General features: G+C 58.7%; 17 protein-coding genes and 1 other annotated feature. Of the genes, 8 read left to right on the forward strand and 9 right to left on the reverse strand.

Features of this window, described 5'->3' with window-relative positions; genetic code table 11:
- The first annotated feature begins 2 nt into the window (after positions 1-2).
- From R0140_RS08330 to wbdC, 4 genes are read left to right on the forward strand one after another with little or no spacing between them, the layout of a single operon-like run.
- Positions 3-2,129, forward strand: a complete 2,127-nt coding sequence (locus tag R0140_RS08330; RefSeq protein ID WP_194391620.1) for a class I SAM-dependent methyltransferase — start codon at positions 3-5, stop codon at positions 2,127-2,129.
- A gap of 10 nt (positions 2,130-2,139) precedes the next feature.
- A complete protein-coding gene (wbdA, locus tag R0140_RS08335; protein ID WP_110214909.1) occupies positions 2,140-4,662 on the forward strand; it encodes a polymannosyl GlcNAc-diphospho-ditrans,octacis-undecaprenol 2,3-alpha-mannosylpolymerase WbdA in 2,523 nt (840 codons plus the stop codon).
- Between the two features lie 46 nt (positions 4,663-4,708).
- On the forward strand, positions 4,709-5,854 hold the full coding sequence (locus tag R0140_RS08340) for a glycosyltransferase family 4 protein (RefSeq protein ID WP_008804110.1): 1,146 nt from the start codon (positions 4,709-4,711) through the stop codon (positions 5,852-5,854).
- Positions 5,855-5,863: 9 nt separating this feature from the next.
- Positions 5,864-6,979 carry an N-acetyl-alpha-D-glucosaminyl-diphospho-ditrans,octacis-undecaprenol 3-alpha-mannosyltransferase WbdC gene (gene wbdC, locus R0140_RS08345; RefSeq protein ID WP_064176560.1) on the forward strand — a complete coding sequence of 372 codons (1,116 nt, stop codon included), beginning with the start codon at positions 5,864-5,866 and terminating at the stop codon, positions 6,977-6,979.
- 38 nt (positions 6,980-7,017) lie between these two features.
- Here wbdC and hisIE read toward each other — a convergent pair whose 3' ends face one another.
- The 9 genes from hisIE to hisL all read right to left on the reverse strand — a co-directional run bounded on the left by hisIE (position 7,018) and on the right by hisL (position 14,254).
- Positions 7,018-7,614, reverse strand: coding sequence for a bifunctional phosphoribosyl-AMP cyclohydrolase/phosphoribosyl-ATP diphosphatase HisIE (gene hisIE / locus R0140_RS08350; RefSeq protein ID WP_008804111.1), 597 nt, complete (start codon positions 7,612-7,614; stop codon positions 7,018-7,020).
- Positions 7,608-8,384: an imidazole glycerol phosphate synthase subunit HisF gene (gene hisF / locus R0140_RS08355; protein WP_008804112.1), complete on the reverse strand. Its 777-nt coding sequence runs from the start codon at positions 8,382-8,384 to the stop codon at positions 7,608-7,610. The genes hisIE and hisF overlap by 7 nt, the downstream gene beginning before the upstream one ends.
- Positions 8,366-9,103 carry a 1-(5-phosphoribosyl)-5-[(5-phosphoribosylamino)methylideneamino]imidazole-4-carboxamide isomerase gene (gene hisA, locus R0140_RS08360; protein ID WP_004200373.1) on the reverse strand — a complete coding sequence of 246 codons (738 nt, stop codon included), beginning with the start codon at positions 9,101-9,103 and terminating at the stop codon, positions 8,366-8,368. The genes hisF and hisA overlap by 19 nt, the downstream gene beginning before the upstream one ends.
- Positions 9,103-9,693, reverse strand: coding sequence for an imidazole glycerol phosphate synthase subunit HisH (gene hisH / locus R0140_RS08365; RefSeq protein ID WP_008804113.1), 591 nt, complete (start codon positions 9,691-9,693; stop codon positions 9,103-9,105). Before hisH ends, hisA begins: the two co-directional genes overlap by 1 nt.
- Positions 9,693-10,760: a bifunctional histidinol-phosphatase/imidazoleglycerol-phosphate dehydratase HisB gene (hisB, locus tag R0140_RS08370; protein WP_008804114.1), complete on the reverse strand. Its 1,068-nt coding sequence runs from the start codon at positions 10,758-10,760 to the stop codon at positions 9,693-9,695. The genes hisH and hisB overlap by 1 nt, the downstream gene beginning before the upstream one ends.
- The gene (gene hisC, locus R0140_RS08375) at positions 10,757-11,818 is read right to left on the reverse strand and encodes a histidinol-phosphate transaminase (protein ID WP_012967604.1); all 1,062 of its coding nucleotides are present in this window, start codon (positions 11,816-11,818) and stop codon (positions 10,757-10,759) included. Before hisC ends, hisB begins: the two co-directional genes overlap by 4 nt.
- The gene (hisD, locus tag R0140_RS08380; protein ID WP_008804115.1) at positions 11,815-13,119 is read right to left on the reverse strand and encodes a histidinol dehydrogenase; all 1,305 of its coding nucleotides are present in this window, start codon (positions 13,117-13,119) and stop codon (positions 11,815-11,817) included. Before hisD ends, hisC begins: the two co-directional genes overlap by 4 nt.
- Positions 13,120-13,158: 39 nt before the next feature.
- The gene (gene hisG, locus R0140_RS08385) at positions 13,159-14,058 is read right to left on the reverse strand and encodes an ATP phosphoribosyltransferase (protein ID WP_002912152.1); all 900 of its coding nucleotides are present in this window, start codon (positions 14,056-14,058) and stop codon (positions 13,159-13,161) included.
- Positions 14,059-14,105: 47 nt separating this feature from the next.
- Positions 14,106-14,228 (reverse strand) — a sequence feature (His leader region).
- Positions 14,204-14,254, reverse strand: a complete 51-nt coding sequence (gene hisL / locus R0140_RS08390) for a his operon leader peptide (protein WP_004899375.1) — start codon at positions 14,252-14,254, stop codon at positions 14,204-14,206. (Overlaps the previous feature by 25 nt.)
- Positions 14,255-14,430: 176 nt before the next feature.
- On the opposite strand from hisL, the gene R0140_RS08395 reads away from it, so the two are divergent.
- The 4 genes from R0140_RS08395 to plaP all read left to right on the forward strand — a co-directional run bounded on the left by R0140_RS08395 (position 14,431) and on the right by plaP (position 17,832).
- Positions 14,431-15,255: an SDR family oxidoreductase gene (locus tag R0140_RS08395; protein ID WP_008804116.1), complete on the forward strand. Its 825-nt coding sequence runs from the start codon at positions 14,431-14,433 to the stop codon at positions 15,253-15,255.
- Positions 15,256-15,293: 38 nt separating this feature from the next.
- Positions 15,294-16,184 carry a LysR family transcriptional regulator gene (locus R0140_RS08400; RefSeq protein WP_317703967.1) on the forward strand — a complete coding sequence of 297 codons (891 nt, stop codon included), beginning with the start codon at positions 15,294-15,296 and terminating at the stop codon, positions 16,182-16,184.
- A gap of 237 nt (positions 16,185-16,421) precedes the next feature.
- Complete coding sequence (gene yoeI, locus R0140_RS27800; RefSeq protein WP_096335043.1) at positions 16,422-16,484, forward strand: membrane protein YoeI; 63 nt, start codon at positions 16,422-16,424, stop codon at positions 16,482-16,484.
- Positions 16,474-17,832 (forward strand): putrescine/proton symporter PlaP, encoded by a 1,359-nt coding sequence (gene plaP / locus R0140_RS08405; protein WP_004148994.1) that lies wholly within the window; start codon positions 16,474-16,476, stop codon positions 17,830-17,832. The genes yoeI and plaP overlap by 11 nt, the downstream gene beginning before the upstream one ends.
- Positions 17,833-19,544 lie beyond the last annotated feature (1,712 nt).

Here is a 19,544-nt window from a genome sequence, read left to right on the forward strand (position 1 = left end):
CCATGACTAAAGACTTAAACACGCTGGTTAGCGAATTACCTGAGATTTATCAAACTATTTTTGGCCATCCCGAATGGGATGGCGACGCCGCTCGTGATTGTAATCAACGCCTCGATTTGATTACCGAACAGTACGATAACTTATCCCGTGCGCTGGGGCGCCCGCTTAACGTTCTCGATCTGGGCTGCGCGCAGGGCTTTTTTAGCCTGAGTCTGGCAAGCAAAGGCGCGACTATCGTTGGTATCGATTTCCAGCAGGAAAATATTAACGTGTGCCGTGCGCTGGCCGAAGAGAACCCCGATTTTGCCGCCGAGTTCCGGGTAGGCAGAATTGAAGAGGTGATCGCCGCGCTGGAAGAGGGCGAGTTTGATCTGGCCATTGGCTTAAGCGTGTTTCACCATATTGTTCACCTTCATGGTATCGATGAAGTTAAACGTCTGCTCTCGCGCCTGGCCGATGTCACCCAGGCGGTGATCCTTGAGCTGGCGGTGAAAGAAGAACCGCTTTACTGGGGCGTTTCTCAGCCGGACGACCCGCGCGAACTGATTGAGCAGTGCGCGTTTTATCGCCTGATCGGTGAGTTTGACACCCATTTATCCCCCGTACCGCGCCCGATGTACCTGGTCAGCAACCACCGGGTGCTGATCAACGATTTTAATCAGCCGTTCCAGCACTGGCAGAATCAGCCCTATGCCGGGGCCGGCCTCGCGCATAAGCGCAGCCGTCGCTACTTCTTTGGCGAAGATTATGTATGCAAGTTTTTCTATTACGACATGCCCCACGGCATCCTGACGGCGGAAGAGAGCCAGCGTAATAAACATGAACTGCATAATGAAATAAAGTTCCTGGCGCAACCGCCAGCGGGCTTTGACGCGCCCGCATTACTGGCCCACGGCGAAAATGCTCAGTCTGGCTGGCTGGTGATGGAAAAACTCCCGGGTCGTTTGCTGAGCGATATGCTGGCAGCCGGGGAGGAGATCGATCGTGAAAAAATCCTCGGTAGCTTGCTTCGTTCCTTAGCGGCGCTGGAGAAACAAGGGTTCTGGCATGACGATGTACGCCCGTGGAACGTGATGGTCGATGCCCGACAGCATGCCCGCTTAATCGACTTCGGCTCTATCGTTACCACGCCGCAGGACTGCAGCTGGCCGACGAACCTTGTCCAGTCGTTCTTCGTGTTTGTGAATGAGCTGTTTGCCGAAAACAAAAGCTGGACTGGTTTCTGGCGCTCGGCGCCTGTTCATCCGTTTAATCTGCCCCAGCCGTGGTCTAACTGGCTGTATGCGGTCTGGCAGGAGCCGGTTGAACGCTGGAACTTTGCCCTGCTGTTGGCGCTGTTCGAGAAGAAAGCGAAGCTGCCGTCAGCTGAACAGCAGCGCGGGGCGACGGAACAGTGGATCATCGCTCAGGAGACGGTGCTGCTGGAGCTCCAGTCCCGGGTGCGTCATGAAAGCGCCGGCTCAGAAGCGTTGCGCGGCCAAATCCATACTCTGGAAAAGCAGATGGCTCAGCTGCAGGCCGCTCAGGATGCGTTAGTCGAGAAAGCTCAACAACCTGTGGAAGTCAGCCATGAACTCGCCTGGCTTGGTGAGAATATGGAGCAGCTGGCGGCGCTGTTGCAGTCGGCACAAGCGCACGCCCAGGCTGACGTTCAGCCCGAGTTGCCCCCTGAAACCGCTGAGCTACTGCAGCGACTGGAAGCCGCTAACCGGGAGATCCACCATTTAAGCAACGAAAACCAGCAGCTTCGCCAGGAAATCGAAAAAATCCATCGCAGCCGTTCCTGGAGAATGACCAAAGGTTATCGTTATCTGGGCCTGCAGATCCATTTGCTGAGGCAGTATGGTTTCGTGCAGCGGTGTAAACATTTTATTAAGCGCGTCCTGCGGTTTGTTTTCTCATTTATGAGAAAACATCCGCAGGTAAAACATACCGCGGTAAATGGTTTACATAAGCTGGGCCTTTATCAGCCTGCCTATCGTTTGTATCGTCGTATGAATCCACTGCCGCACAGTCAGTATCAGGCTGATGCGCAGATTTTATCGCAGACTGAACTGCAAGTGATGCATCCGGAGCTTTTACCTCCGGAGGTTTATGAAATTTATCTCAAACTAACGAAAAATAAATAAGGAGATTAACTTGCATATTTTGATTGATGTCCAGGGTTACCAGTCGGAAAGTAAATTCCGCGGTATCGGTCGCAGTACCCTGGCCATGAGCCGCGCCATTATTGAAAATGCCGGTGAGCATCGCGTCAGTATTTTGATCAATGGTATGTACCCCATTGATAATATCAATGATGTCAAAATGGCCTATCGGGACCTGCTGACGGATGAAGATATGTTCATCTTCTCCGCCGTTGCGCCAACGGCCTATTGCAACATCGAAAACCACGGTCGTAGCAAGGCAGCCCAGGCGGCCCGCGATATCGCTATCGCCAATATCGCGCCTGATATCGTCTATGTTATTAGCTTCTTCGAAGGCCATGGGGATAGTTATACCGTGTCTATTCCGGCGGATAATGTGCCGTGGAAGACGGTGTGTGTATGCCACGATCTGATCCCGCTGTTAAATAAAGAGCGTTACCTCGGCGATCCGAATTTCCGTGAGTTTTATATGAACAAGCTGGCGGAATTTGAGCGGGCAGACGCGATCTTCGCTATTTCGCAGTCGGCAGCTCAGGAAGTGATCGAATATACCGACATCGCCAGCGATCGGGTACTGAACATCTCCTCGGCGGTGGGCGAAGAGTTTGCGGTGATCGATTATTCTGCTGAGCGTATTCAGTCTTTAAAAGACAAATACAGCCTGCCGGATGAGTTTATCCTAACGCTGGCGATGATCGAGCCGCGGAAAAACATTGAAGCGCTTATTCATGCTTACAGCATGCTGCCTGCCGAACTGCAGCAGCGCTATCCGATGGTGCTCGCGTATAAAGTGCATCCTGAAGATCTGGAGCGTATTCTGCGTCTGGCGGAAAGCTATGGCCTGTCACGCAGCCAGCTTATCTTTACCGGCTTCCTGACCGACGACGATCTGATTGCCTTGTACAACCTTTGCAAACTGTTTGTGTTCCCGTCGCTGCATGAGGGATTCGGCCTGCCGCCGCTGGAAGCGATGCGCTGTGGGGCCGCGACCCTGGGTTCAAACATTACCAGCCTGCCGGAAGTCATTGGCTGGGAAGATGCCATGTTCAATCCGCATGATGTGCAGGACATTCGCCGGGTCATGGAGAAGGCGCTGACCGATGAGGCTTTTTATCGTGAGCTGAAAGCGCATGCTCTCGCGCAGTCGGCCAAATTCTCGTGGGCCAATACCGCCCATCTGGCGATCGAGGGTTTCACTCGTCTGCTGCAGTCGTCCCAAGAGGCGAATGCCGGGCAGGCGGAAAGCGTGACCGCCTCCCGTATCCAGACGATGCAGAAAATCGATGCGCTGAGCGAAGTCGACCGTCTTGGTCTGGCATGGGCGGTTGCGCGCAATAGCTTTAAGCGCCATTCCCGCAAGCTGCTGGTGGACATTTCGGTTCTGGCGAAACATGACGCGAAGACCGGGATCCAGCGCGTCTCGCGCAGTATCCTCAGCGAATTACTGAAATCTGGCGTGCCGGGTTACGAGGTTTCCGCTGTCTACTACACCCCTGGCGAGTGTTATCGCTACGCCAACCAATATCTGTCCAGTCATTTCCCGGGCGAATTTGGCGCTGATGAACCGGTGCTGTTCAGCAAAGACGATGTGCTTATCGCCACCGATCTGACCGCGCATCTCTTCCCGGAGGTGGTGACGCAAATTGACAGCATGCGCGCCGCCGGGGCGTTCGCCTGCTTCGTGGTGCATGATATTCTGCCATTACGCCGCCCGGAGTGGAGTATCGAAGGCATTCAGCGTGAATTCCCGATCTGGCTGTCCTGCCTCGCAGAGCACGCCGACCGGCTGATCTGCGTCTCTGCCAGCGTCGCCGAGGATGTGAAAGCGTGGATTGCGGAAAATCGCCATTGGGTGAAACCGAACCCGCTGCTGACCGTCAGCAACTTCCATCTGGGAGCCGACCTCGATGCCAGCGTACCGTCCACTGGCATGCCGGAAAATGCACAGGCGCTGTTAGCAGCGATGGCTGCAGCCCCGTCATTTATCATGGTGGGTACCATGGAGCCGCGCAAAGGCCACGCCCAGACGCTCGCCGCCTTCGAGGAACTGTGGCGCGAGGGCAAAGACTACAACTTGTTTATCGTCGGCAAACAGGGCTGGAACGTTGACAGCTTGTGCGAAAAATTACGCCATCATCCGCAGCTGAACAAAAAGCTCTTCTGGCTGCAGAATATCAGCGACGAGTTTTTGGCCGAGCTATACGCTCGTTCACGCGCGCTGATCTTTGCCTCGCAGGGAGAAGGCTTTGGCCTGCCGTTGATTGAAGCGGCGCAGAAAAAGCTGCCGGTGATTATTCGCGACATTCCGGTGTTTAAAGAGATTGCTCAGGAACATGCCTGGTATTTCTCCGGTGAAGCGCCGTCCGATATCGCGAAGGCGGTAGAAGAGTGGTTAGCCCTGTACGAGCAAAACGCGCATCCTCGTTCCGAAAATATCAACTGGTTAACCTGGAAACAGAGCGCGGAATTTCTCCTGAAAAACCTGCCGATTATCGCGCCAGCCGCGAAGCAATAATCGCTATCAACAGGGCTACTCCGGTGGCCCTTGTGATGAGTTCGTTATGAAAATTATTTTTGCTACTGAGCCAATTAAATACCCATTAACGGGCATCGGTCGGTATTCCCTGGAGCTGGTTAAGCGGCTGGCGGTTGCCCGTGAAATCGAAGAGCTGAAGCTGTTTCACGGCGCGTCGTTTATCGATCAGATCCCCCAGGTGGAGAATAAAAGCGATACCAAAGCCAGCAATCATGGTCGTCTGTCGGCGTTTCTGCGCCGCCAGCCGCTGCTGATTGAGGCGTATCGCCTGCTGCATCCGCGGCGCCAGGCGTGGGCATTGCGCGATTACAAAGACTACATTTACCATGGTCCCAATTTCTATCTGCCGCATCGCCTGGAACGCGCCGTGACCACGTTTCATGACATCTCCATTTTTACCTGCCCGGAATATCATCCAAAAGATCGGGTTCGCTATATGGAGAAGTCCCTGCACGAGAGCCTGGATTCGGCGAAGCTGATCCTGACCGTCTCCGACTTCTCGCGCAGTGAAATCATCCGCCTGTTCAACTATCCGGCGGATCGGATCGTCACCACCAAGCTGGCCTGCAGCAGCGACTATATTCCGCGCAGCCCGGCGGAGTGCCTGCCGGTCCTGCAGAAATATCAGCTGGCGTGGCAGGGGTATGCGTTATATATCGGCACCATGGAGCCGCGTAAAAATATCCGCGGTCTGCTGCAGGCCTATCAGCTGCTGCCGATGGAGACCCGCATGCGCTACCCGCTGATCCTCAGCGGTTATCGCGGATGGGAAGACGATGTGCTGTGGCAGTTAGTCGAGCGCGGTACGCGTGAAGGGTGGATCCGTTACCTGGGCTATGTCCCGGATGAAGACCTGCCTTATCTGTACGCGGCGGCCAGAACCTTTGTTTATCCCTCCTTCTATGAGGGATTCGGTTTACCTATTCTTGAAGCGATGTCTTGCGGTGTGCCGGTAGTATGTTCCAATGTCACTTCTTTGCCTGAGGTGGTTGGCGATGCCGGCCTCGTTGCCGATCCTAATGATGTAGACGCGATTAGCGCGCATATTTTGCAGAGCCTGCAGGATGATAGCTGGCGGGAAATCGCCACCGCGCGCGGTCTTGCCCAGGCGAAACAGTTTTCGTGGGAGAACTGTACGACCCAGACCATTAACGCCTATAAATTACTCTAAGGGTGTCAGTTGAGAGTTCTACACGTCTATAAGACCTACTATCCCGATACCTACGGCGGTATTGAGCAGGTCATTTATCAGCTAAGTCAGGGCTGCGCCCGCCGGGGAATCGCAGCCGATGTTTTTACTTTTAGCCCGGACAAAGAGACAGGTCCTGTCGCCTACGAAGACCATCGGGTCATTTATAATAAGCAGCTTTTTGAAATTGCCTCCACGCCGTTTTCGTTGAAAGCGTTAAAGCGTTTTAAGCAGATTAAAGATGATTACGACATCATCAACTACCACTTTCCGTTTCCATTCATGGATATGTTGCATCTCTCGGCGCGGCCTGACGCCAGAACGGTGGTGACCTATCACTCGGATATTGTGAAACAAAAACGGTTAATGAAGTTGTACCAGCCGCTGCAGGAGCGATTCCTCGCCAGCGTAGACTGCATCGTCGCCTCGTCGCCCAACTACGTGGCCTCCAGCCAGACCCTGAAAAAATATCAGGATAAAACCGTGGTGATCCCGTTTGGCCTGGAGCAGCATGACGTGCAGCACGATCCGCAGCGGGTGGCGCACTGGCGGGAAACCGTCGGCGATAACTTCTTCCTCTTCGTCGGCGCTTTCCGCTACTACAAAGGGCTGCACATTCTGCTGGATGCCGCCGAGCGTAGCCGGCTGCCGGTGGTGATCGTCGGGGGCGGGCCGCTGGAGGCGGAAGTGCGGCGTGAGGCGCAGCAACGCGGGCTGAGCAATGTTGTGTTTACCGGCATGCTCAACGACGAAGATAAATACATTCTCTTCCAGCTCTGCCGGGGCGTGGTCTTCCCCTCGCATCTGCGCTCCGAAGCGTTTGGCATTACGTTACTGGAAGGCGCGCGCTTCGCCAGGCCGCTGATCTCCTGCGAGATCGGCACCGGGACCTCGTTCATTAACCAGGACAAAGTGAATGGCTGTGTGATCCCGCCGAATGACAGTCAGGCGCTGGTGGAGGCGATGAATGAGCTCTGGCATAACGATGAAACCGCCAGCCGCTATGGCGAAAACTCGCGTCGTCGTTTTGAAGAGATGTTTACTGCCGACCATATGATTGACGCTTACGTCAATCTCTACAATACGCTGCTGGAAAGCAAATCCTGAGGTCAGCTACCCCCGCCGTTGCGGCGGGGGTTAACGCGTTAGTGACGACTCTTCAGATTATCAATCACTTCCCCGAGATCCAGCCCCTGGTCCTGCAGCAGCACCAGCAGGTGATACATCAAATCCGACGCCTCATTCTTCAGCTCGAAGCGGTCGTTCACCGTGGCGGCCAGCGCGGTCTCGACGCCTTCTTCCCCCACTTTCTGCGCAATACGCTTGGTGCCGCTGGCGTACAGCTTCGCCGTGTAGGAGCTCTCCGGGTCGGCGTGCTTACGCTCGGCCAGCAGCTGCTCCAGCTGATAGAGGAACAGCCACTGGTGGCCGGTTTCGCCGAAGCAGCTGGTGGTGCCTTTGTGGCAGGTCGGCCCGATCGGGTTCACCAGCACCAGCAGCGTATCGTTATCACAGTCCGGCGTGATGCTCACTACGTTGAGGACATTGCCCGAGGTTTCACCCTTGGTCCACAGCCGCTGTTTGGTGCGTGAGTAAAAGGTGACCTTGCCGGTGGCTTCGGTTTTCTCCAGCGCCTCCTTGTTCATGTAGCCCAGCATCAGCACTTCGCCGGATACGGCGTGCTGCACGATGGCCGGCATCATGCCGTCCGTTTTTTCCCAGTCCAGCTGTTCAGTCAACATACCCTTATCTCCACGCCCTGTGCCGCCAGGTACGCTTTCAGTTCGCCAATATTAATAATCTGTTTGTGGAATACCGAGGCCGCCAGCGCGCCGTCAACGTTGGCGTCGCGGAAGGCTTCGAGGAAATGTTCCATGGTGCCCGCGCCGCCGGAGGCGATCAGCGGGACATGGCACACCGCGCGAACCTTCGCCAGCTGCTGCAGGTCGTAACCGTTGCGCACCCCGTCCTGGTTCATCATATTGAGGACGATCTCGCCCGCGCCGCGCTTCTGCACTTCCTCCACCCAGTCGAGGGTTTCCCACTGCGTCACCCGGGTGCGGGTCTCATCGCCGGTATACTGGTTGACGTGATATTTGCCGGTCTCTGCATCAAACCAGGTATCAATCCCCACCACAATGCACTGCACGCCAAAGCGGTCGGCAAGGCGGGTGATCAGCGTCGGGTCGGCGAGAGCAGGGGAGTTAATCGAAATCTTATCGGCGCCGAAGGAGAGGATCTGCGCCGCGTCTTCCAGCGATTTGATCCCGCCGGCCACGCAGAAAGGAATATCGATCACTTCCGCCACGCGCGACACCCAGCTCTTGTCGACCACCCGGCCGTCGCTGGAGGCGGTGATATCATAGAACACCAGTTCGTCGGCCCCTTCGTCGGCATAGCGCTTGGCCAGCGGGACGATGTCGCCAATGATCTCGTGATTACGGAACTGCACGCCTTTCACTACCTGGCCGTCGCGGACGTCGAGGCAGGGGATTATCCGTTTTGCCAGCATTGAATGGCCTCCGTTACGTTGAATTTACCTTCCAGCAGCGCGCGACCAACAATCACGCCGCGCACTCCAGTGCCGCGCAGCGCGGCAATATCATTAAGATCGCCGATGCCGCCGGATGACTGAAACGCCACCTGCGGGTAGCGGGCGCAGACTTCCTCGTACAGCGAGACGTTAGAGCCTGCCAGCGTGCCGTCGCGGGAGATATCGGTGCACAGCACGTGCTGCAGGCCGACCGGCAGATAACTTTCCACCAGCTCCTCCAGCGTCACGCCGGAGTTTTCCTGCCAGCCGCTGACCGCCACCTGCTTGTTGCCGTCGGCGTCAATGCGCACGTCGAGCGCCAGCACCAGCCGTTCAGGGCCAAAGCGTTTAAACCAGCCTTTCACTTCCTCCGGGGACTTCACCGCGGTGGAGCCGACCACCACGCGGGCGACGCCGGCCTCAAGCAGAGCCGCGACATCCGCTTCGGTCCGCACGCCGCCGCCAACCTGTACCGGGACGTCAACGCCGGCGACCAGCGATTTCAGCAAGGGGATCTGGCGTTTCGCCGGATCCTTCGCCCCGGTCAGGTCGACCAGGTGCAGGACTTCCGCCCCCTGAGCGGCATAGGACTGCAGGCGCGGCAGCGGATCGCTGCCATAGTCGCGCTGCTGGCCGTAATCGCCCTGGTGGAGACGAACGACGGTGCCGTCGATTAAATCTAAAGCAGGAATAATCATCACATCTCCAGGAAGTTTTTCAGCAGCTGCGCCCCGGCGCTCCCGGAGCGCTCCGGGTGGAACTGCACGCCAAAGAAGTTATCTTTCTGCACCGCGGCGGTGAACGCCTCGCCGTAATTGCACTGGGCGATGGTGTACGGGTTGACCGGCATGGCGTAGCTGTGCACGAAGTAGAAATACGCGCCTTCTTCAATGCCGCGGAACAGACGATCGCCTGCTTTGGCATACACCCGGTTCCAGCCCATGTGCGGCAATGGCAGACCGTGGTCGGTCATCTTCGGCACCTCTTCTTCGATAATGCCCAGCAGATCGACGCCGTTGTTCTCCTCGCTGCGCTTGCCGAGCAGCTGCATGCCCAGGCAAATCCCCAGCACCGGCTGGGTACAGGCTTTGATCAGGTCGATCAGATCGCGGTCGCGCAGCTGGTCCATCGCCGCCTGGGCGGTGCCGACGCCGGGAAGAAACAGTTTATCGGCACGCAATACCACCTCCGGATCGCGGCTGACCACCGGCTCATAGCCGTGGCGGCCAATCGCCGATTTCACCGAATTGAGGTTGGCGCACCCGGTATCAAGGATCACCACATTCATCACAGCACCCCTTTGGAAGACGGCAGGGCATCGCCCTGGACGCGGATCGCCTGGCGCAGCGTACGGCCAAAGGCTTTGAACAGGCTCTCCACGCGGTGGTGATCGTTCTTGCCCTTGGTTTTCAGGTGCAGGGTCACCGCCATGGTGTAAGAGAGCGAGCGGAAGAAGTGTTCCACCATCTCGGTGCTCAGATCGCCGACGCGCTGATAGGTGAAGTCCGCCTTATACTCCAGGTGCGGACGGCCGGAGATATCCAGCGCGCAGCGGGCGAGACACTCGTCCATCGGCAGCACGAAGCCGAAGCGGTTGATGCCGCGTTTGTCGCCAAGCGCCAGCTTCAGGGCTTCGCCGAGGGCCAGGCCGGTATCTTCCACGGTGTGGTGGTCGTCGATGTACAGATCGCCGCCGACGTTGATCTCCATGCGGAAGCCGCCATGGGTGGCGATTTGGTCGAGCATATGGTCAAAAAAGCCGACGCCGGTGTGGATCTTGCTGCCGCCTTCGCGGTCCAGCCACACCTTCACGTCCACCTGGGTCTCTTTGGTGATGCGCTCGACGTGGGCATAGCGGTCGCGGCGGGTCAGCTGCTCGCTGATGGTCGGCCAGTCCAGGGTCTCACGGTCATAGCGCAGGCCGGTAATCCCCATGTTATCCGCCAGCTCAAGGTCGGTGGCCCGGTCGCCAATCACATAGCTGTGGCTTTTATCCAGTACGCCGTCTTCCAGCCACGGCAACACCAGCTGCGTTTTCGGTTTGCGGCAGGCGCAGTTGTCGCCCGGGAAGTGCGGACAAATCAGCACCTCTTCGAAATTGACGCCCTGCGAGGCGAAGATCTGCATCATCAGGTTGTGCGGGCCATCAAATGCTTCCTGCGGCAGACTGTCGGTTCCCAGGCCATCCTGGTTGGTGATCATCACCAGCTTATAGCCTTCCTGCTGCAGCTTCAGCAGCGCCGGGATCACCTGCGGCTCAAACGCCAGCTTGTCGAAACGGTCCACCTGGAAATCCACCGGCGGTTCGGAAATCAGGGTGCCGTCACGGTCAATAAAGAGATACTTCTGGGTCATACATTCTCCGCAGTCAAGGCGTCAATCACGCGCTGGCTCTCGGCACGGGTACCGATAGTGATACGCAAACAGCCGCTCAATGAAGGTTGTTTATTCTGGTCACGTAAGATAATGCCCTGATCCCACAAAGATTTAAACACTGCGCTGGAGGCGGTTATCCGCGCCAGAACGTAGTTCGCCTCGGAATCGAAGACCTGCTCCACGCAGGCGATGCCGCGCAGCTGTTCCACCAGGTAGCGGCGCTCGTCGAGGATCTGCGCCACGCGCTGGCGCATCGCCGCGATCCCTTCCGCGCTCAGGGCCTGGGCGGCGATATCGGCCACCGGCGTGGAGAGCGGGTACGGGGCGATCACTTTCAGCAGCACGTTGATCACCTCGGCGTTGGCGAGGGTGAAGCCGCAGCGCAGGCCGGCGAGGGCGAAGGCTTTGGACAGCGTGCGCAGCACCACCAGGTGCGGATAGTCGCTGAGCCAGCCGGCGAGCGTCGCCTGCGGGCAGAACTCAATATAGGCTTCGTCGGCGACCACGATGGCTTTATCGCGAGTCATCTCCAGCAGGTCGCGTATCGACTGCGGATCGATGATCTGACCGGTCGGGTTGTTCGGGCTGCAGACAAAGACCACCTTCACGCCGTCCAGCTGCGCCTCGATACCCGGCAGATCGAGCTGCCAGTCGGCGAGGGTCGGCACGGTGCGGCATTCGACACCGATGGTCTCGGCGCTGACGCTGTACATGCCGTAGGTGGGCGGGCAGTAGAGTAGCGCGTCTTTGCCGGGCTCACAGAAAGCGCGGATCAGCAGCTCAATCCCTTCGTCGGCGCCGCGGCTGACCAGCACCTGCTCCGGTTTGACGTCGGCGTAGCGGGCGTAGCTCTCGATGACTGCCTTCGGCTGCGGCTCCGGATAGCGGTTCATCGTTTGCGCGGTAAGCTGGAAAGCCACGGCGGTCGGGAATTCGTTGGCGTTCAGCCAGACGTCGCCTTTGCCGCCCAGACGGCGAGCGGATTGATACGGGGTCAGCGCACGGACGTTGGCGCGGGCTAAATCTTCAATGCTCATGCTTGCTCCTTCAGGGCGGCAACGCGCAGCGTTACGGCGTTTTTGTGGGCGTCAAGGCGCTCGGCGGCGGCCAGGATCTCAATCGTTGAGGCGAGGGCGGCAAAGCCGTCGCGCGACAGCTCCTGCACGGTCATCCGCTTCTGGAAGTCGGCCAGGCCGAGGCTCGAACAGGTGGCGGTATACCCATAGGTCGGCAGGACGTGGTTGGTGCCCGAGGCGTAATCACCCGCGGATTCCGGTGACCAGTCGCCGAGGAAAACCGAACCGGCGCTGGTGATGCTGTCCACCAGCTCGCGGGCCTGACGGGTCTGAATGATCAGGTGTTCCGGACCATACTGGTTGGAGATAGCCACGCACTGCGCCAGGTCGCGGGCCACGATGATCCGGCTGGCGGAGAGGGCCACGCGGGCGGTTTCCGCGCGCGGCAGGGCGGCCAGCTGGCGTTCGACGGCCTCAGCGACGCGGCTGCCGAGGTCGGCGTCCGGGGTCAGGAGGATCACCTGCGAGTCCGGGCCGTGTTCCGCCTGCGACAGCAGGTCGGAGGCGACAAAGTCCGGGGTGGCGCCGCTGTCGGCGATCACCAGCACTTCCGACGGACCGGCCGGCATGTCGATGGCTGCGCCGTCCAGACGCTGGCTGACCTGACGTTTGGCTTCCGTGACGTAAGCGTTACCCGGGCCAAAGATTTTATCCACCTTCGGCACCGACTCGGTCCCGAGAGCCAGGGCGGCGATGGCCTGGGCGCCGCCGACGTTAAAGATGGTTTTCACGCCGCACAGCTGCGCGGCATAGAGGATCTCATCGGCGATCGGCGGCGGCGAGCAGAGCACCACCTGCTGACAGCCGGCGATGCGCGCCGGCGTCGCCAGCATCAGCACCGTGGAGAACAGCGGCGCCGAGCCGCCCGGAATATACAGCCCGACGGAGGCGATAGGGCGGGTGACCTGCTGGCAGCGCACCCCCGGCAGCGTTTCGACATCCACCGCCTGCAGCTGTTGCGCGTTGTGGAAGGTCTCGATGTTTTTCACCGCCACCGCCATCGCCTGCTTCAGCTCGTCGCTGAGGCGTTCGCCGGCGGCGGCGATCTCCGCCTCGCTCACCTGCAGCGCGGCGACGGTGGTTTTATCAAACTTCGCGCTGTATTCGCGCAGCGCCGCGTCGCCGTTGGCTTTGACGTTATCGAGGATCTCCGCCACCGTTTTACTGATGCTGTCGGAGGCGGAAATCGCCGGGCGCGTTAAGAGTTGTTGCTGTTGGTCTGCGCTACAGCCGTTCCAGTCGATGATTGTGTTGAAGCTCATGATTGTTTTCCCCTGTGTGTCCCGTGACCGGCTGGCCGATTACTCCATCATCTTCTCAATCGGCAGCACCAGAATGGAGCTGGCGCCCAGCGCTTTCAGTTTTTCCATGGTCTCCCAGAACAGGGTTTCGCTGCTGACCATGTGCATCGCCACGCGCTGCTTGTCGCCTGCCAGCGGCAGAATAGTCGGACGCTCGGCGCCCGGCAGCAGGGCAACCACTTCTTCCAGGCGTTCGGTCGGAGCGTGCATCATGATGTATTTCGACTCGCGGGCCTGGATCACGCCCTGAATACGGGTCAGCAGGCGGTCAATCAGCTGCTGTTTGGCGTCGGCCATCTCGCCGTCGCGCTGGATCAGGCAGGCTTTGGAGCGGTAGATCACTTCCACTTCGCGCAGGCCGTTGGCTTCCAGGGTGGCGCCGGTGGAGACGAGGTCGCAGATGGCGTCGGCGAGGCCGGCGCGCGGCGCCACTTCCACGGAGCCGTTCAGCAGACAGGATTTAAAGGAGATACCTTTTTGATCGAGGTAACGCTTCAGCAGGTGTGGGTAAGAGGTGGCGATGCGTTTGCCATCCAGCGCCGCCGGGCCGTTCCAGGCTTCATCCACCGGGGTCGCCAGCGACAGGCGGCAGCCGCCGAAGTCGAGACGGCGCAGGGTGAAGTAGCGCGGGTCTTCGCCCTGAGCGCGGCGGCTGAGCAGCTCTTCTTCCAGCACGTTTTCGCCGATAATGCCGAGGTCGACAACACCGTCCATCACCAGGCCCGGGATATCGTCATCACGCACGCGCAGAATGTCGATTGGCATATTTTCCGCCAGCGCAATCAGACGCTGGGTGTGCAAATTGACTTTAATGCCGCAGCGGCTGAGTAATTCGCGTGAATCTTCGCTTAAACGGCCTGATTTCTGAATAGCTATGCGTAAACGGGTGTTGTCTAACATTGTTCTTTTCCTCTGAATACCTGTCTGAATCTGTCCGAATTTGGTCCAAAAAAAAGCCCCCGGAAGTGAATCTTCCGGGGGCTCTCTGCGCGTTCATGCACCACTGGAAGATCCAAATGTCTTCCAGCACACATCGCCTGAAAGACTAGTCAGGATGATGGTGATGATGGTGGTGTTTAAATTGAACGCGGTTCATAAAAATTCTCTGTGAATGACTATGCATTTGATGTCCTTTAACCTAAACCACTTCCGCCGCAGAAAGCAAGGGCTTTTTTCTATCATTAATTCATTTCACATTGAGCGAAGAAATTGTCAGTTGCCGCTGGCTGGCGTAGCCTGTAATCAGCACAGCGAAAGAGTCAGGAGCCTGGGATGAAAAAGGTCGCGATAGTCGGTTTGGGATGGCTGGGGATGCCGCTGGCGCTGTCATTGATGGCGCGAGGCTGGCAGGTCACCGGCAGTAAAACCACGCAGGATGGCGTGGAGGCGGCGCGGATGTGCGGGATTGACAGCTATCCGCTGCGCCTGGAGCCGCAGCTGGTCTGTGATACCGAGGACCTCGACGCGCTGATGAACGTCGATGCGCTGGTGATCACGCTGCCGGCCCGGCGTACCGGGGCGGGAGAAGGGTTTTATCTGCAGGCGGTGCAGGAGATTGTCGATACCGCGCTGGCGCACCATATTCCGCGGATCGTCTTCACCAGTTCCACCTCGGTGTATGGCAACGTCAATGGCACGGTGAAAGAGAACTCCCCGCGTCTGCCGCAAACCGCCAGCGGGCAGGTGCTCAAGGAGCTGGAGGACTGGCTGCACAACCTGCCGGGAACCTCGGTGGATATTCTGCGTCTGGCCGGGCTGGTGGGGCCTTCCCGTCATCCGGGACGTTTTTTTGCCGGCAAGTCGGCGCCGGATGGCCAGCACGTGGTCAATCTGGTGCATTTGCAGGATGTGGTGGCCGCTATCGAACTGCTGTTGCAGGCCCCTAAGGGCGGGCACATCTATAATCTATGTGCGCCCCGCCATCCGGCGCGCGGCCTCTTTTATCCGCAGATGGCCCGTGAGCTGGGGCTGCCGCCGCCGGTGTTCAGCGACAGCCCGGACGGCGGTCAGGGCAAGATTGTGGATGGCAATCGTATCTGCAATGAGCTGGGGTTTGAGTACCAGTACCCCGATCCGCTGGTGATGCCGATGGAGTGATCTGCCAGCGGTGATTCGCATACCGTAAGGGGGTAGCGATGAAACCACTGCTGGATGTCCTCGTGATCCTCGACGCGCTGGAAAAAGAGGGGAGCTTTGCCGCCGCGTCGGCAAAGCTCTTTAAAACGCCCTCGGCGCTGAGCTACACCGTTCATCGGCTGGAAAGCGATCTCAATATCCAGCTGCTCGACCGCAGCGGTCACCGCGCGCGCTTTACCCCCACCGGACAAATGCTGCTGGAGAAAGGGCGGGAAGTGCTGCATATCGCCCGCGAACTGGAGATCCGGGCGGTCAAGCTGCAGCAGGGGTGGGAACACACCCTCCGCCTGGCGGTGGACTGCACTTTTCCCGTGACGCAGCTTTCGCCGCTGATTGCCGCATTTTATCAACAACAGCCGCTGACCCGGCTGCACTTCACGCAGAACCCCTCGCTGCTGGACTGGCGGCCGCTGACCGACGGGCAGGCCGATCTGCTGCTGGGCGCCCTTGGCGAGCCGCCGCCGCTGAGCGGTTATGATTATCTCCCCCTCGGCGAGCTGGAGCTGCTGCTGGTGGTTTCCCCGCAGCATCCGCTGGCGCGACACCGCGCTCCGCTGAGCTGGCGGACCCTGCGCCGTTATCGGGCGGTGGCCACCGGCGAGGGCGGGGCGCTGCTCAGCGATCAGGAGACCCTGACGGTGTGTGACGCCGCGGGGCAGCTGGCGCTGCTGCGCATGGGGCTGGGCTGGGGCTGTCTGCCGCGTTACCAGGTGCAGGGGCTGCTGGAGAGCGGCGAGCTCATCAGCATGGCGGTTCGCGGGCTGTCGCCCCGCCAGCATGCCTGGATCGCCTGGAATGACGCCACCTGCGGTTTGGCCAGCAAATGGTGGCGGGAAACGCTATTAGCAAATAGTGCTATTTTTACAATTTATCATACGGAAATCGTATAGATATTAGCACGTTAAAAAATACGCTTACGCAATGAACTTCATAACATCTTGTCAACGCCGTTGAATTTGTTGCAAAATATGCGGCCTGAAAACCAGAGACTAGCCGACGCTTTTTTTAAAAGTGTCGGTTATTTTTTTGGTCGAAAGACACATCATTCAATACCAAGAGGCCGGGCTTCGTACCGGATAGATATTTACTAAAAACCGACAGTCGTTGTCGCTGAGGAATAGAAAGAAATGGGGCAATTTTTTGCTTACGCGCTGGCGTTCACCGTAAAAGGGGATAACTATGTCGCATAACGCTACTCCAAATACCTCTCGCGTGGAATTACGTAAAACGCTTACGTTAGTTCCGGTTGTAATGATGGGCCTGGCCTATATGCAGCCGATGACGCTGTTCGATACGTTTGGTATCGTCTCTGGTATGACCGACGGTCACGTGCCGACGGCCTACGCCTTTGCGTTAATCGCCATTCTGTTTACTGCCCTGAGCTATGGCAAGCTGGTACGTCGTTACCCTTCTGCCGGCTCGGCGTATACCTATGCGCAGAAATCCATCAGCCCGACCGTTGGCTTTATGGTGGGTTGGTCCTCGCTGCTCGACTACCTGTTCGCGCCGATGATCAACATTCTGCTGGCGAAAATCTATTTTGAAGCGCTGGTGCCTTCGATTCCGTCGTGGGTGTTTGTTATCGCACTGGTCGCCTTTATGACCGCCTTTAACCTGCGCAGTATTAAATCCGTGGCCAACTTCAACACCGTGATCGTGGTGCTGCAGGTGGTGCTGATTGCCGTTATTCTCGGCATGGTGATTTATGGCGTGTTTGAAGGCGAAGGCGCCGGTACGCTGGCCAGCAGCCGTCCGTTCTGGTCCGGTGACGCGCACGTGATCCCGATGATTACCGGGGCGACGATCCTGTGCTTCTCGTTTACCGGCTTCGACGGCATCAGCAACCTGTCTGAAGAGACCAAAGATGCAGAGCGCGTCATCCCGCGGGCGATCTTCCTGACCGCGCTGATTGGCGGCCTGATCTTCATCTTTGCCACCTACTTCCTGCAGCTGTACTTCCCGGACATCTCGCGCTTTAAAGATCCGGATGCGTCACAGCCGGAAATTATGCTCTACGTAGCAGGTAAAGCCTTCCAGGTTGGCGCGCTGATCTTCTCCACCATCACCGTGCTGGCTTCCGGTATGGCGGCGCACGCTGGCGTGGCGCGTCTGATGTACGTGATGGGCCGCGACGGCGTGTTCCCGAAAAGCTTCTTCGGCTATGTTCACCCGACCTGGCGCACCCCGGCGATGAACATCATCCTGGTCGGCGCTATTGCGCTGCTGGCGATTAACTTCGACCTGGTGATGGCGACGGCGCTGATTAACTTTGGTGCGCTGGTGGCGTTTACCTTCGTTAACCTGTCGGTGATTTCGCAGTTCTGGATCCGTGAGAAACGCAACAAGACGCTGAAAGACCACTTCCAGTATCTGTTCCTGCCGATGTGCGGCGCCCTGACCGTTGGCGCGCTGTGGGTCAACCTGGAAGAGAGCTCGATGATTCTGGGCCTGATCTGGGCCGGTATCGGTCTGGTCTATCTGGCCTGCGTGACCAAAAGCTTCCGCAACCCGGTGCCGCAGTATGAAGATGTGGCCTAAGGCATAGCGTGATGTAAATGAGAAAAGCCGGAGGGAAACCTCCGGCTTTTTTTCGTTTGGCCCGGTGCGATACCTTTTGCCCGGCGGCGCTGCGCTTGCCGGGCCTACGGTGATGGTTAACCTTCTGAAATTTAATGGTTATGTAGGCCGGGTAAGCGAAGCGCCACCCGGCAATATGTTGGCCACGGAAACGACGGCCGGACGGTTCCCTCTCCCTCCGGGAGAGGGTTAGGGTGAGGGGAAGCACCATCGTGCGATCCTTTATGTTATTAGTGGCTTCAGCGCACATTGCGCTCCCGGTTAGTTTTCTGCGTTATGTCTCTTATGGTGCTGGGAGCGCACAGGGGGCGGCCAGCCGCCGCCGCCCCCTGTACCCCCGGGCTCCGGCCGGCAAAATCGCCACTGCGTGGTACCTTCGACTTATCCCTGCAGGCTTCGGGTCGGGCCGAGGCAGCGTCCCTGCAAAACACGGCCCTCAGCCCGCATCCATGCGGGCTGCCCCGGCCTGCCGGGAACGTCTCAGCGATTTTGAGGCCGCCAGCACCGGCAGTTTCAGCGGCCCTTGATCCAGTGGTGATTTGGGGTTGTAGGCTGGGTAAGCGAAGCGCCACCCGGCACAAAAGCGGCTCCGCGCCCGCTGTCCTTGCCCGGCGGCGCGGCGCTTGCCGGGCCTACGGTGTTGAGTAACCTTCTGATATGTAAATGGCTTTGTAGGCCGGGTAAGCGAAGCGCCACCCGGCAACATGTTGGACACGGAGCCTGATGTATTGCCCGGCGGCGGTGGAGACGGTTATCGGTTTGCCACGTTCTCAGACTCCGTAGGCCGGGTCAGGCGCAGCCGCCACCCGGCAATATGTTGGCCACGTAAACGACGGCCGGACGGTTCCCTCTCCCTCCGGGAGAGGGTTAGGGTGAGGGGAAGCACTGCAGTGTGGTTGTTTATGTTATCTGTGGCTTCAGCGTAGTTTGCGCTCCCGGTTAGTCTTCTGCGTTATGTCTCTTATGGTGCTGGGAGCGCACAGGGGGCGGCCAGTCGCCGCCGCCCCCTGTACCCCCGGGCTCCGGCCAGCAAAATCGCCACTTCGTGGTACCTTCGACTTATCCCTGCAGGCTTCGGGTCGGGCCGAGGCAGCGTCCCTGCAAAACACGGCCCTCAGCCCGCATCCATGCGGGCTGCCCCGGCCTGCCGGGAACGTCTCAGCGATTTTGAGGCCGCCAGCACCGGCAGTTTCAGTGGCCCCTGATCCAGTGGTGATTTGGGGTTGTAGGCCGGGTCAGGCGCCGCCGCCACCCGGCAATATGTTGGGCACGGAAACGACGACCGGACGGTTCCCTCTCCCTCCGGGAGAGGGTTAGGGTGAGGGGAAGCATTGCAGTGTGGTTGTTTATGTTATCTGTGGCTTCAGCGTAGTTTGCGCTCCCGGTTAGTCTTCTGCGTGATGTCTCTCATGGCGCAGGGAGCGCACAGGGGGCGGCCAGTCGCCGCCGCCCCCTGTACCCCCGGGCTCCGGCCGGCAAAATCGCCACTGCGTGGTACCTTCGACTTATCCCTGCAGGCTTCGGGTCGGGCCGAGGCAGCGTCCGTGCAAAACACGGCCCTCAGCCCGCATCCATGCGGGCTGCCCCGGCCTGCCGGGAACGTCTCAGCGATTTTGAGGCCGCCAGCACCGGCAGTTTCAGCGGCCCCTGATCCAGTGGTGATTTGGGGTTGT

Source organism: Klebsiella sp. w6, from assembly GCF_033100215.1.
GTDB classification, from domain to species: Bacteria; Pseudomonadota; Gammaproteobacteria; order Enterobacterales; family Enterobacteriaceae; genus Klebsiella; species Klebsiella variicola.

Bases quoted from the DNA above. Each gene is read 5' to 3' on its own strand.
- R0140_RS08330 (WP_194391620.1), top strand. From the start codon at position 3: ATGACTAAAGACTTAAACACGCTGGTTAGCGAATTACCTGAGATTTAT.
- R0140_RS08340 (WP_008804110.1), top strand. From the start codon at position 4,709: ATGAAAATTATTTTTGCTACTGAGCCAATTAAATACCCATTAACGGGC.
- hisIE (WP_008804111.1), bottom strand. From the start codon at position 7,614: ATGTTGACTGAACAGCTGGACTGGGAAAAAACGGACGGCATGATGCCG.
- hisF (WP_008804112.1), bottom strand. From the start codon at position 8,384: ATGCTGGCAAAACGGATAATCCCCTGCCTCGACGTCCGCGACGGCCAG.
- hisA (WP_004200373.1), bottom strand. From the start codon at position 9,103: ATGATTATTCCTGCTTTAGATTTAATCGACGGCACCGTCGTTCGTCTC.
- hisH (WP_008804113.1), bottom strand. From the start codon at position 9,693: ATGAATGTGGTGATCCTTGATACCGGGTGCGCCAACCTCAATTCGGTG.
- hisB (WP_008804114.1), bottom strand. From the start codon at position 10,760: ATGACCCAGAAGTATCTCTTTATTGACCGTGACGGCACCCTGATTTCC.
- hisC (WP_012967604.1), bottom strand. From the start codon at position 11,818: ATGAGCATTGAAGATTTAGCCCGCGCCAACGTCCGTGCGCTGACCCCG.
- hisD (WP_008804115.1), bottom strand. From the start codon at position 13,119: ATGAGCTTCAACACAATCATCGACTGGAACGGCTGTAGCGCAGACCAA.
- hisG (WP_002912152.1), bottom strand. From the start codon at position 14,058: ATGTTAGACAACACCCGTTTACGCATAGCTATTCAGAAATCAGGCCGT.
- R0140_RS08395 (WP_008804116.1), top strand. From the start codon at position 14,431: ATGAAAAAGGTCGCGATAGTCGGTTTGGGATGGCTGGGGATGCCGCTG.
- R0140_RS08400 (WP_317703967.1), top strand. From the start codon at position 15,294: ATGAAACCACTGCTGGATGTCCTCGTGATCCTCGACGCGCTGGAAAAA.
- plaP (WP_004148994.1), top strand. From the start codon at position 16,474: ATGTCGCATAACGCTACTCCAAATACCTCTCGCGTGGAATTACGTAAA.